Consider the following 12,450-nt stretch of genomic DNA (forward strand, 5'->3'; position numbering starts at 1 on the left):
CACTCCCCACGTGGGGTGTACGACGTGCCGCGCGCTCGTGCGATCAGGTGCCGTCGGCCCCACCGGTCAGGGCACCCGCGGCGGCGGTGCGCCGGGCCGAGGCGAGCAGCCCCCGTACGGTCGCGAGCCAGCCCGTCGCGACGATCGCGGACGCCACCGCGAGACCCAGCATCCCGTTCAGCGGCAGCACGATGCCGACCGCGCCGCCCAGCACCGACGCCACTTGCAACAGCGTCTCGGAGCGCGCGAACGCGGACGTACGGACCAGGTCCGGCACATCCCGCTGGATCAGCGCGTCCAGCGACAGCTTCGCGAGGGCCTGCGCGAACCCGGCGACCGCCGACAGCAGCGCCACCATGAACAGGCTGAAGAAGAGCGCCGTGGTGAGCGCCGTGCCCAGCGCGCCCGCTACCACCGTCACGATGATCACTTCCGGTGCGCGCGCCTTCAGCCAGGCGCCGACCGCCGTGCCCAGCGCGTTGCCCGCGCCGGCCGCGACGCCCGCGATCCCCAGGGACACCGCGGCGCTCTGCCCGGCGAGCGGGTGCACCCGCAGCAGGAACGCCAGGAAGAAGATCAGGAAGCCGGTCAGACAGCGCACCGTGGCGTTGGCGGCCAGGGCGTGGGTGACGGCGGGCCCGACCGTACGCAGTCCGGGCCGCGGCTGTCCCGTACCGCCCTTGCCGCCCTTGCGCGCATGCGCGTGCCCGGTGCTCGCGGTGAGCAGCGCGGTGTCCTCGCCCTTGGCGGAGTCCACCTTCGGCGGCAGCGAGAACGACAGGATCGTTCCGGCGACGAACAGCGTGAACGCGCCGAAGAGCGGCCAGCTCGGGCCGATGGTGTGCAGCCCGGCGCCGAGCGGAGCCGCCAGACCGGTGGCGAGGAGACCGCCCAGCGTGACCCGGGAGTTGGCCTTCACCAGCGAGAAGCGCGGCGGCAGCAGCCGGGGCACCACCGCGCTGCGGATCACGCCGTAGGCCTTGGAGGCGACCAGGACACCGAGCGCCGCCGGATACAGCTCCAGGCTGCCGCTCGCGACCGCCCCGGAGATGACCAGCGCGAGCAGGGCACGCGCGAGCATGGCGCCCGCCATCGCCGCCCGGCGGCCGTGCGGCAGCCGGTCGAGGAGCGGGCCGATCACCGGGGCGAGGAGCGTGAACGGCGCCATGGTGATGGCGAGGTAGAGCGCCACCCGTCCGCGGGCCTCGTCCGTCGGTACGGAGAAGAACACGGTGGAGGCGAGCGCGACGGTGATCATGACATCGCCCGCGCCGTTCACCGCGTGCAGCTCGATCAGCTTGCCGAGGCCGGACTCGCCCGCGCCGTGCGCGAAGGTCGCCTTGCGGATGCCGCGGACGACGGCGACGAGCGGCAGCCGCAGGGCACGGCCGACCGCACGGACGGACCCGCCGAACCGGCCCGAACCGCCTTCTCGGCCACGCCCCTCCACCTCGTCGATCCCCGGGGCTTCATGGGACGACCTTGCCGCTGCCACCCCGTCATAGTGCCCTGAGAAGGGCGAGCGTGGTGAGGTGGCGGCGCGTCCGGGGTCCTGTGGTTGTCGTACCGACGGGTGCCGACGGCCCCCTGGTGGGGCCCGAGGTGGCGGCGGGCGGTGACTCGGTGTGGGCGCCGTGGCCCGGAGAAGGTAGCGTGCGTAGCGCGCCATGGCGGTTGCTCTCGGCCGCGCGCCTCTTGTCCATCCCTCAGAATGGGTGGTGTGGGTGCGCCCGAGTGCGATCGGGCGCGGGCGTAGACGCGGTCCCCGGGTCCGCTCCGTCCGCACCAAGCCGAAGAAAGACGCACCCGTGAGACGCGTAGGAGAGAAGCGATACCTGTGAGCGCAGCGACAACGCGAAGCCGCACCCCCGACCGCCTGTGCGCCGAGGCCGTCGACCTCGCCCGCGCTGCCGCCGAGGAGGTCGCCTGGCCCGGCGTCGTCGGCGAGCACGTCGGGGCGGTGTCCGAGGGCGACCGCGTTGTCACACACTTCTTCGGCTGCGAGGAGCTGGGCTACCGGGGCTGGCGCTGGGCGGTGACCGTCACGCGGGCGTCGCGCGCCAAGGTGGTCACGCTGGACGAGGCGGTGCTGCTGCCCGGCCCCGACGCGCTGCTCGCACCCGAGTGGCTGCCCTGGAGCGAGCGGCTGCGCCCCGGCGACCTCGGCCCCGGCGACCTGCTGCCCACGGAGGCCGACGACCCGCGCCTGGAGCCCGGATACACCGGCGCGGACGAGCCGCCGCCGAACTCCGCGGTCTCCGCGGAGATGGCGGAGCCGGCCGAGGCGGAGGACGCCGAGGTGACCGCCGAGGCCCCGGCGAACCTCCAGGTCGCCCCCTCACGCGGCTCCATCGCCGCGGTCGCCGAGGAGCTGGGCATGCGCCGCGCCCGGGTCCTGTCCCGCTACGGGCTGCGCGCCGCGGCCGACCGCTGGGACGAGGCGTTCGGGGCGAAGACCCCGATGGCCCAAGCGGCCCCCGCCACCTGCGTGAGCTGCGGCTTCCTGGCACCCGTCGGCGGCTCGCTGGGGCAGGCGTTCGGCGTGTGCGCCAACGAGTTCTCCCCGGCGGACGGCCGTCTTGTCTCCCTGGCGTACGGCTGCGGAGCCCACTCGGAGGCCGCGGTCATGCCGAAGCCGCCGCGGCCCGCCCCGCCGGTCGTCGACGAGACCACGGTGGAGCCCTTCCCGCTGCGGCCCGCCCCGGACTCGGGCTCCGTCCCGGACACGGCGGACGAGTCGGGCGCGGAGCTGGGGCACTCGTAGCGGCACAACCCCCGACGGCCGGACGGTACCTTCGTCCCGCGGTGAGCGGACGCGCGCCGCGAGAGGGAGAGTGAAAGCGTGAGCAAGTTCGTGCGGCCGGCCGCCGAGGGCGCGGACCCGTTCGGAACCGCCCGCCTGCGACGCGGGGTGCTGGACGCCTGGGCGACGAGCCCGGCCCGGTTCCGCGAGGACGCCAACGCCGAGGAGGACCTCGTACTCGGCGGGTACCGCGACCGGCTGGTGGTCGAACTCGCGCAGAACGCCGCCGACGCGGCGGCCCGCGCGAAGGTGCCCGGACGCCTCAGGCTCACCCTGCGCGACGGCGTGCTCATCGCCGCCAACACCGGGGCGCCCCTCGACGCGGCGGGCGTCGAGTCGCTGTCCACACTGCGGGCCTCCGCCAAGCGCGACACCGCCGCCGACACCGGCGCCGTCGGCCGCTTCGGCGTCGGCTTCGCCGCCGTCCTCGCGGTCAGCGACGAACCCGCCGTCGTCGGCCGCCACGGCGGCGTCCGCTGGTCCCTGGCCGAGGCCCATGAACTGGCCGGCGAGACCGCCCGCCACAGCCCCGGCCTCGGCGACGAGATCCGCCGCCGCGACGGACACGTACCGCTGCTGCGGCTGCCGTTCGCCGCCGAGGGCACCGCCCCCGACCCGTACGACACCGTCGTCATCCTCCCGCTGCGCGACACGGCCGCCGCCGACCTCGCCGAGCGGCTCCTCGACGCGGTCGACGACGCCCTCCTGCTCGCGCTGCCCGGCCTGGCGGAAGTCGTCCTCGAGATCGGCGACCGGGCGCCGCGCACCCTGCGCCGCCGCGCCGACGGCGCCGACACCGTCATCGAGGACTCCGTCCCCCACTCTCGACTCGGCTCGAGCGGGGGGACCCCCACGGGCACCACCCGCTGGCGGACCGTCTCCCGGCACGGCGCCCTCACCCCCGACCTGCTCGCCGACCGTCCGGTCGAGGAGCGGCTGCGCCCCCACTGGTCCCTCACCTGGGCCGTCCCCACCGACACCGACGGCACCCCGGCCCGGCCGCGCACCGCACCGGTCGTGCACGCGCCGACCCCCAGCGACGAGCGGCTCGGCGTGCCCGCCCTGCTGATCGCGTCCTTCCCGCTGGACCCCAGCCGCCGCCACGCCGCCCCGGGCCCGCTCACCGACTTCCTGGTGGAGCGCGCCGCCGACGCCTACGCCGAACTCCTCGCCGCCTGGCGCCCGGTGACCCCCGGCGTCCTCGACCTGATCCCGGGCCCGCTGGGCGCGGGCGAGCTGGACGGCGCCCTGCGCCGGGCCGTCCTCGAACGGCTGCCGCGCACCGCGTTCCTGCCGCCCGCGAACGAGCCCGGCGAGGACGACGAACTGCCCGAGGCGCTGCGCCCCCGCGACGCCGAGATCGTCGAGGGCGCCGGTGCCGAGACCGTGCGGGTCCTCGCCGAGGTGCTGCCCAGCCTGCTGCCCGCGGGCCTCGAACGCCGCGTGGAACTGCGGACGTTGGGCGTCGCCCGGCTGCCGCTGACCGAGGCGGTCGACCGGCTCGCGGGCCTGGAGAAGGAACCCGACTGGTGGTGGCGGCTGTACGACAGCCTGGCCGGGGTCGACCCCGACCGGCTCTCCGGGCTGCCGGTGCCGCTGGCCGGGGACACCTCCTCGTCCGAGTTCGGCATGAGCGCGGGGCGGACGACCATCGGGCCCCGGCAGGTGCTGCTGCCGACCTTCGACGGGCCGCCGGTGGCCCCCGAGGCCCTGGTCCGGCTCGGCCTGAAGATCGCCCACCCGGACGCCGTCCACCCCCTCCTGGAGAAGCTCGGCGCCCTCCCGGCCACCCCGCGCGCCGTGCTCACCACCCCCCAGGTGCGCGCCGCCGTCGCCGCCTCCCTGGAGGACGAGGGCCCCGGCTGGGACCAGGAGGGCCTGGACGCCGAGGAGTTGGCCGACACCGTGCTCGCCCTCGTCCGCGAGGCGGGCCTCGAACCCGGTGCCGAGCCCTGGCTCGGCGCCCTGGCGCTGCCCGACGAGGACGGCGACCTCGCGCCCGCCGGAGAACTCGTCCTGCCCGGCAGCCCGTTCGCGAGCGTCATGCGCGAGGGCGAACTCGCCTTCGTGGACGCCGAACTGGCCGAGCGCTGGGGCGAACAGCCGCTGACCGCCTGCGGGGTGCTCGCCACCTTCGCGCTCGTCCGCGCCACCGACGTCGTCCTCGACCCGGACGAACTGGAGCCCCGCGACACGGACTTCGCCGAACCCGACGACATCGGGCTGCTGGACGCCGTCGACGTGTGGTGCGAGGACGTCCTGGACCGGCTGCCCGACACCCCCGTCCCGCCGGTGGCGACCGAGATCGTGGCCGTACGCGACCTCGACCTCGTCGACGACGACCGCTGGCCGCAGGCCCTCGCCCTGCTCTCCCGGCCGCCGCTGCGCGACGCGCTCACCCAGCCCGTGCGGATCCTGCTGCCGGACGGCACCCACGAGGTCGTACGGCCGTACGCCGCCTGGTGGCTGCGCGGCCACCCCGTCCTCGGCGGCCGTCGCCCCGCCGGTCTGCTCGCCTCCGGTGGCGACCCGCTGCTGCGCGGTCTGTACGAGGAGGTGGACGCCGCCGGGTTCGAGGACGAGCAGGTGCTACGGGCCCTCGGCGTACGGACGTCGGTCGCCGCGCTCCTCGAAGAGCCCGGCGGCGCCGCCGAGTTGCTCGACCGGCTCGCCGACCCCGAGCGGCAGCTCTCGGCCTCCCAACTGCACGCCCTCTACGGCGCGTTGGCCGACCTCGACCCGGAACAGGTGACCCTGCCGGACGAGGTGCGCGCGGTGGTCGACGGCCGGGTGACCGTCGTGGACGCCGCCGACGCCGTGGTGGTCGACTCGCCGGACCTGCTGCCCTTCACCGAGGGTGTCCCGCTGCTGCTGGTGCGCCCCGCGCGGGCCGCCGATCTGGCCGAGCTGTTCCAGGTGCGGCGGCTGAGCGAGTCGGTCACGGGCGAGGTGACCTCCGAGGGCACCGAGCACGACGTACCGGAGTCGGTACGGGTGCTGCTCGGGGCGGCGACCCCGGCGTCGTACATCGAGCACGAGGAACTCGTCGTGGACGGCGTGGAGATCGACTGGCGGCTCACCTCGGACGGGGTGCTGCACGCCGCCACCCTGGAAGGCGTCGCCGCGGGCCTCGCCTGGGCGGCGGGCCAGTGGCCGCGCCGCTTCGAGGTCGCGGCCCTGCTGGAGGACCCGTCCCGCACGGAGGAGCTGGCCCGGGACCGCTGGTTCGACTGAGATCCGGCTCTAAACATTCCTTCGTAAGAACTTCACATCGCCATACAACTCTTCACGCTCGCCGCCGGTCTGTTTCCGCGGAGCCCATCGGTTCCGCTGAAACAGACCGGCACGCGGGCGTCGTAGCACCGCCCCGCGTGTCCTTTCCACGTGGGGAACACACATGCGCATTCGTGCCTCCGTCGCCGTTGTGACCGGCGCACTGGCTCTCACGGCTCTCGCCGTTCCGGCCGCGCAGGCCGCCGACGCCCCGGGCATCGGCTCGCTCGCCCGCAGCGTCTCGCCGTCGGCGGGCAAGTCGGCCGCCAACGAGACCTACGGCGACACCAAGATCTCCAACGTCGTCGTCAACGGCGGCAAGGCGGTCGTCTTCGGCCCCACCACGAAGAAGACCTTCACCGTCACCTTCAAGGTGACCGACAACTCCGGCGTCGACTTCGCCCTCGCGATCCTGTACCACGGCTCGACCATGGACAAGAGCGACAACGGCGTCGTGCCGAACGAGGACAGCGCCACCTGCACCAAGGTCAACGCCACCACCTCGAACTGCAAGCAGACCTACACGGTCAAGGCGAACTACGACCTGCCCAACGCCCACGCGGGCACCTGGAAGACCTGGGCGATCGCGCAGGGCAAGGACGACGACTACGTCCAGAAGGACAACGCCAAGAGCTTCTACGTGCAGCGCGCCTCCCAGCTCACGGTGAACGCGTCGCCGGAGCCGGTGAAGAAGGGCAAGACCATCACGGTGACGGGCAAGCTGTCCCGCGCCAACTGGGAGAGCGAGAAGTACGCGGGCTACTCCGCCCAGCCGGTGAAGCTGCAGTTCCGCAAGAAGGGCAGCAACACCTACACCACCATCAAGACCATCAAGACCAACAGCACGGGCAACCTGAAGACCACGGTCAAGGCGTCCACGAGCGGCTACTACCGCTACTCCTTCGCGGGCACCACGACGACCCCGGCGGTCAACGCCGCGGGTGACTACATCCAGGTCAAGTAACCACCGGGGCCTTCCCACCAGGCAGGCCCTACGCGGGGAAGCGGCGGTCGACCCACTTCCACAGGAACTCCAGGACGGCCGCCGCCACCACCGCGACACCCACCGCGATCCACGGGACCGTCACCCCGACCAGCTTCAGCGCGAAGAACTCCTGGAGCGAGGGCACGGCCAGGACGCACAGGAACGCCGCGCCCATCGAGGCCACGAGCCCGATCCGCCACCAGGTGTAGGGCCGGGCGATGATCGCCAGCACCCACAGCGAGATCAGGAACAGGGTCAGCGTCGCCGCGCTGGTCTGTGCCTCCAGCGCACCCGGGCCCGCGTAGTGGCGGCGGGCGACCAGATACATGACGAAGGTGGCGGCGCCCGCCACGACCCCGCCCGGGATCGCGTACCGCATCACCCGCCGTACGAAGTGGGGCTTGGCGCGTTCCCGGTTGGGGGCCAGCGCCAGGAAGAACGCCGGGATGCCGATCGTCAGGGTCGACAGCAGCGTCAGGTGACGGGGCAGGAACGGATACTCCACCTGCGAGACCACCACCAGCAGCGCCAGCAGCACCGAGTACACGGTCTTCACCAGGAAGAGCGAGGCGACCCGGGTGATGTTCCCGATCACCCGTCGGCCCTCGCCGACCACCGACGGCAGCGTGGCGAAGCTGTTGTTCAGCAGCACGATCTGGGCCACGGCACGGGTCGCCTCCGAGCCCGACCCCATCGAGACACCGATGTCGGCGTCCTTGAGCGCGAGGACGTCGTTCACGCCGTCACCGGTCATCGCGACCGTGTGCCCGCGCGACTGGAGGGCGCCCACCATGTCCCGCTTCTGCTGGGGCGTGACCCGCCCGAACACGGTGCCCTTGTCCAGCGACTTCGCCATCTCGACCTGGTTCTCGGGCAGCCGACGGGCGTCCAGGACCTCGCCGGACAGGCCGAGCTTCCCGGCCACCGCGCCCACCGACACCGCGTTGTCGCCGGAGATCACCTTGGTGCGGACGTTCTGCTCGGCGAAGTAGCGCAGCGTCTCGGCGGCGTCCGGGCGCAGCCGCTGCTCCAGCACGACGAGGGCGGTGGGCCGCGCGCCCTCCTTGACCAGGGGGTCGTCCAGCTCGCGGGTGGCGCGGGCCAGCAGCAGCACGCGCATGCCCTGTTCGTTGAGGCGCGCGGTCTCCTCCAGCGCTGGGTCGTCGGGGCCCAGGAGGACGTCCGGGGCGCCGAGCAGCCAGGTGCTGGACTCGCCGTCGCCCTCGCTGAAGGCGGCGCCGCTGTACTTGCGGGCGGAGGAGAAGGGCAGCGCCTCGGTGCAGCGCCAGTCCTCGCTGTCCGGGTAGGCGTCGATGATCGCCTGGAGGGAGGCGTTGGGGCGCGGATCCGCCTCGCCGAGCGCGCCGAGCACCTTGCGTATGTACGTCTCGTCGGCGCCCTGGAGCGGGCGCAGTTCGCTGACGTCCATGCCGCCCTCGGTGAGCGTGCCTGTCTTGTCCAGACAGACGGTGTCGACGCGGGCGAGCCCCTCGATCGCGGGCAGCTCCTGGACGAGGACCTGCTTGCGGCCCAGGCGTATGACGCCGATCGCGAAGGCCACGGAGGTCAGCAGGACGAGGCCCTCGGGGACCATCGGCACGATGCCGCCGACCGTCCGGGCCACGGAGTCCTTCAAGCCGTGCCGCTGGACCACGAGCTGGCTGATGACCAGGCCCAGCGCGGTCGGGATCATCATCCACGTCACGTACTTGAGGATCGTGGAGATACCGGTGCGCAGCTCGGAGTCGACGAGAGTGAAGCGGCTCGCCTCCTCGGCGAGCTGGGCGGCATAGGCCTGTCGGCCGACCTTGGTGGCCCGGAACGCGCCGCCTCCCGCGACCACGAAGCTGCCCGACATGACATGGTCGCCGGAGCGCTTGACGACGGGGTCGGCCTCGCCGGTCAGCAGCGACTCGTCGATCTCCAGCCCATCGGCCTCGACGCAGACGCCGTCGACCACGACCTTGTCGCCCGGCCCGATCTCGATGATGTCGTCCAGCACGATCTCGGACGTGCCGATCTCGGCCGCCACCCCGTCACGGCGCACCGTCGGCCGCGCCTCGCCGATCACGGCGAGCGAGTCCAGGGTCTGCTTGGCGCGCCACTCCTGGATGATGCCGATCGCGGTGTTGGCGATGATCACGTAGCCGAACAGGCTGTCCTGGAACGGCGCCACGAACAGCATGATCAGCCAGAGCACACCGATGATCGCGTTGAAGCGGGTGAAGACGTTGGCCCGGACGATCTCGCCGAGGGATCGGCTGCTGCGGACGGGTACGTCGTTGATCTGGCCCCGGGCGACCCGTTCGGCCACCTCGGCCGCGGACAGTCCCCGGGTCGGTCCCGGCAGGGGAGCGGGGTGCACGGGATCGAGCTCGGCGCCCGCGTCGATGTGCGTCATGCATTCGACGGTACGTGGCGATATGAGCGTTCACCCGTCGAGGGTCCCGAAGTTCGGGCCCGACACGAGTGCTCCCGCGCGGTGGGGGTACCCGCTCGGCTACCGCTCGGAGGCGGCGCGCTTGAGCGCGGCGTCGCGGGCGCGGACGTACCAGATGCCGAGGCAGCCGAGGCCGGCGCCCGTGAGGCAGGTCCACAGCCACCAGGTGTGCCCATGGGAGTCGAACCAGCCATAGAACGGGAGCTGCACCAGGAAGAGGACGAACCAGAGGATCGTGCCGCCGGTGATGGTGGCGACCACGGGGCCCTCGAGGGGCTCCGGCGCCGGGTGCCTGGGGGTCCACTTCGCCATGCGCTCAGCTTACGAGGAGGGCGTACGGGTGTGGGGCCGACCCCGGGTTCGGCCGCTGATCCCAACGGTCTACGCGCGGAGATGGCGATCACGGCCTTATATGTTCATACTGAAACGGTTTGAGTCTGGCCAGGTATGTTCGTAGGAAACACCAAAAGAGGCAAGGGGGAGTCCTCCGGTGGTGTACGGACTGGCGAGATTCGAGCACGTTGTCAGGTCCCCTGAAGATCCCCGCAGTATTGAGGTCACGCATGCCCACCCCGGCCCCCGCCAAGGTCACGCCCCAGGACCAGCCGCCGGGCACCCCGTCCCCCTCGGGTGCCCTCGACCGCTTCTTCAGGATCTCCGAGCGGGGCAGCTCCCTGCCGCGTGAGATCCGGGGTGGTTTCGCCACCTTCTTCGCGATGGCCTACATCGTCGTGCTGAACCCGATCATCCTCGGCAGCGCGAAGGACATGTACGGGCACCAGCTCGACCACGGTCAGCTCGTCACCGCGACCGCCCTGACCGCCGCCTTCACCACGCTGCTCATGGGTGTGATCGGCAACGTCCCGGTCGCGCTCGCGGCCGGTCTCGGTGTCAACACGGTCGTCGCCCTGCAACTCGCGCCGCGCATGTCCTGGCCGGACGCGATGGGCATGGTCGTCCTCGCCGGCTTCGTGGTGATGCTGCTGGTGGCCACGGGTCTGCGGGAGCGCGTGATGAACGCCGTGCCGCTCGGTCTGCGCAAGGCCATCTCGATCGGTATCGGCCTGTTCATCATGCTGATCGGTCTCGTGGACTCCGGCTTCGTCAGCCGTATCCCGGACGTCGCGCACACCACGGTCCCGCTCCAGCTCGGCGGCGACGGCCACCTCAACGGCTGGCCGATCCTGGTCTTCGTCCTCGGTGTGCTGCTGACCCTCGCGCTCATGGTCCGCAAGGTGCCGGGCGCGATCCTGATCTCCATCGTCGGCATGACCGTCCTCGCGGTGGTCATCAACGCGATCGCCAAGGTGCCGTCCTGGGGCCTGACCGTCCCGAAGTGGCCGGGCAACCCGGTCGCCACCCCGGACTTCGGTCTGCTCGGCAAGGTCAGCCTGTTCGGCGGCTTCGAGAAGGTCGGCGCGCTCACCGGCATCCTCTTCGTCTTCACGGTCCTGCTGTCGTGCTTCTTCGACGCGATGGGCACGATCATGGCCGTCAGCGACGAGGCCAAGCTGACCGACGCCGACGGCGAGATGCCGGGCATGAACAAGGTCCTGCTCGTGGACGGCCTCGCGGTCTCGCTCGGCGGCGCCAGCTCCTCCTCGGCCACCACCTGCTTCGTGGAGTCCACGGCGGGCGTCGGCGAGGGTGCGCGCACCGGCTTCGCGAACATCGTCACGGGCGGCCTCTTCACGGTGGCGCTCTTCCTCACCCCGATCGCCACGATGGTCCCGTCGCAGGCGGCCACCCCGGCGCTGCTGGCGGTCGGCTTCCTGATCCTGTCGAGCTCCATCAAGGAGATCGACTGGGCGGACTACACGATCGCGATCCCGGCGTTCGTGACGATGCTGATGATGCCGTTCACCTACTCGATCACGAACGGCATCGGCATGGGCTTCATCACCTTCGTGGTGCTGCGCCTCGCCGCGGGCCGCGCGCGGGAGATCCCGGCCGCGATGTACGTGGTGTCGGCGGTCTTCGCCTTCTACTACCTGATGCCGGCGCTCGGTCTGACCTGATCCGCCGGTGGGCGCCCGCCCGAGCTGTCCCCCGGGTCGGGCGCCCCGTAGAACCTCTCCGTCTCCTCGACGGCGGCCTGGAACCGCTCGTCGAAGTCATGGCGAACGAGCGTCCGGACGACATAGTCCTGGACGCTCATTCCTGTTTTGGCGGCATGGAACCGGAGCCGGTCGAGCAGTTCCCGGTCCACCCGCACGCTGAGCACTTCGGTCTCCTCGGTCTCCATGGGTACGAGGGTTGCCCGATCCGGGCGGGCGGTGCGGCGCGTTCCGGTCCGGGATCACTCGTACGGGTGATCTGGTGCCGCGCGGAGATTCGCCGTGGACGTGCGTGGGCGTGCGTGGGCGCGTGTGGGCGCGCGTCTGTGCGCGGGCGCACACGCGTAAGTGGCGGGAGTCACCCGTTGAGCGGTGGTCTTTAGCAAAAGTAATGAGTTACGCTAAAGAGCATGGCTGACCTTACCCATGGCGATGACGCCGCCGCTGTGAATGCCCTGCATTCCGCGGTGATGCGCCTGTCGCGCCGCATCAAGCACCAGCGGGTCGACGAGTCGCTGAGCCCGACCGAGATGTCGGTGCTCGCCACCCTCGCCCGCTGCGGCTCCGCCACGCCGGGCGAGCTCGCCCGCAGGGAGCATGTCCAGCCGCCGTCGATGACCCGCATCGTGGCGTTGCTGGAGAGCAAGGAGCTGGTCAGTCTGGAGTCCCACCCCGAGGACCGGCGCCAGAAGGTGGTCACCCAGACCGAGCGGGCCGAGGTGATGCTCGAGGAGAGCCGCCGCAAGCGGAACGCCTGGCTGGCCGGACTGGTCGAGCGTCTGGACGAGGACGAGTGGGAGACGCTTCGCGCCGCCGCCCCCGTCCTCGAGAAGCTCGCGCATCTGTGACCGCACGCACGGCCGCGGCAGCGGCGCATCAGCGCCGCACGCCG

At 72.1% G+C, this 12,450-nt stretch carries 9 protein-coding genes; 5 read left to right on the forward strand and 4 right to left on the reverse strand.

Features of this window, described 5'->3' with window-relative positions:
* Positions 1 to 43: 43 nt before the first annotated feature.
* The gene (locus ACZ60T_RS27355) at positions 44 to 1,495 is read right to left on the reverse strand and encodes an MFS transporter (RefSeq protein ID WP_469668252.1); all 1,452 of its coding nucleotides are present in this window, start codon (positions 1,493 to 1,495) and stop codon (positions 44 to 46) included.
* 342 nt (positions 1,496 to 1,837) lie between these two features.
* Here ACZ60T_RS27355 and ACZ60T_RS27360 point away from each other — a divergent pair, with 342 nt between their 5' ends.
* From ACZ60T_RS27360 to ACZ60T_RS27370, 3 genes are all read left to right on the forward strand, one after another.
* The gene (locus ACZ60T_RS27360; protein ID WP_469668254.1) at positions 1,838 to 2,764 is read left to right on the forward strand and encodes a DUF3027 domain-containing protein; all 927 of its coding nucleotides are present in this window, start codon (positions 1,838 to 1,840) and stop codon (positions 2,762 to 2,764) included.
* 78 nt (positions 2,765 to 2,842) lie between these two features.
* On the forward strand, positions 2,843 to 6,037 hold the full coding sequence (locus ACZ60T_RS27365) for a sacsin N-terminal ATP-binding-like domain-containing protein (protein WP_469668255.1): 3,195 nt from the start codon (positions 2,843 to 2,845) through the stop codon (positions 6,035 to 6,037).
* A gap of 163 nt (positions 6,038 to 6,200) precedes the next feature.
* Complete coding sequence (locus ACZ60T_RS27370; protein ID WP_365624648.1) at positions 6,201 to 7,040, forward strand: DUF5707 domain-containing protein; 840 nt, start codon at positions 6,201 to 6,203, stop codon at positions 7,038 to 7,040.
* A 28-nt stretch (positions 7,041 to 7,068) separates the two neighbouring features.
* Here ACZ60T_RS27370 and ACZ60T_RS27375 read toward each other — a convergent pair whose 3' ends face one another.
* A complete protein-coding gene (locus ACZ60T_RS27375) occupies positions 7,069 to 9,462 on the reverse strand; it encodes an HAD-IC family P-type ATPase (RefSeq protein WP_469668256.1) in 2,394 nt (797 codons plus the stop codon).
* Between the two features lie 99 nt (positions 9,463 to 9,561).
* Entirely contained in the window at positions 9,562 to 9,813 is a 252-nt protein-coding gene (locus ACZ60T_RS27380) for a DUF2530 domain-containing protein (protein WP_365624642.1), read from the reverse strand.
* Positions 9,814 to 10,064: 251 nt separating this feature from the next.
* On the opposite strand from ACZ60T_RS27380, the gene ACZ60T_RS27385 reads away from it, so the two are divergent.
* Positions 10,065 to 11,519: an NCS2 family permease gene (locus tag ACZ60T_RS27385; protein WP_469668257.1), complete on the forward strand. Its 1,455-nt coding sequence runs from the start codon at positions 10,065 to 10,067 to the stop codon at positions 11,517 to 11,519.
* Here the strand turns inward: ACZ60T_RS27385 and ACZ60T_RS27390 are convergent.
* On the reverse strand, positions 11,489 to 11,746 hold the full coding sequence (locus tag ACZ60T_RS27390) for a ribbon-helix-helix protein, CopG family (protein WP_365624636.1): 258 nt from the start codon (positions 11,744 to 11,746) through the stop codon (positions 11,489 to 11,491). The two genes, ACZ60T_RS27385 and ACZ60T_RS27390, sit on opposite strands and share 31 nt — an antisense overlap.
* Positions 11,747 to 11,968: 222 nt before the next feature.
* Here ACZ60T_RS27390 and ACZ60T_RS27395 point away from each other — a divergent pair, with 222 nt between their 5' ends.
* Complete coding sequence (locus ACZ60T_RS27395; protein WP_365624633.1) at positions 11,969 to 12,406, forward strand: MarR family winged helix-turn-helix transcriptional regulator; 438 nt, start codon at positions 11,969 to 11,971, stop codon at positions 12,404 to 12,406.
* Positions 12,407 to 12,450: the final 44 nt, after the last annotated feature.

Source organism: Streptomyces sp. NPDC104371, from assembly GCF_055583785.1.

Excerpts from the sequence above, each read along its gene's own strand:
- ACZ60T_RS27370 (WP_365624648.1), top strand. The coding sequence starts at position 6,201 with ATGCGCATTCGTGCCTCCGTCGCCGTTGTGACCGGCGCACTGGCTCTC.
- ACZ60T_RS27375 (WP_469668256.1), bottom strand. The coding sequence starts at position 9,462 with ATGACGCACATCGACGCGGGCGCCGAGCTCGATCCCGTGCACCCCGCT.
- ACZ60T_RS27380 (WP_365624642.1), bottom strand. The coding sequence starts at position 9,813 with ATGGCGAAGTGGACCCCCAGGCACCCGGCGCCGGAGCCCCTCGAGGGC.
- ACZ60T_RS27385 (WP_469668257.1), top strand. The coding sequence starts at position 10,065 with ATGCCCACCCCGGCCCCCGCCAAGGTCACGCCCCAGGACCAGCCGCCG.
- ACZ60T_RS27390 (WP_365624636.1), bottom strand. The coding sequence starts at position 11,746 with ATGGAGACCGAGGAGACCGAAGTGCTCAGCGTGCGGGTGGACCGGGAA.
- ACZ60T_RS27395 (WP_365624633.1), top strand. The coding sequence starts at position 11,969 with ATGGCTGACCTTACCCATGGCGATGACGCCGCCGCTGTGAATGCCCTG.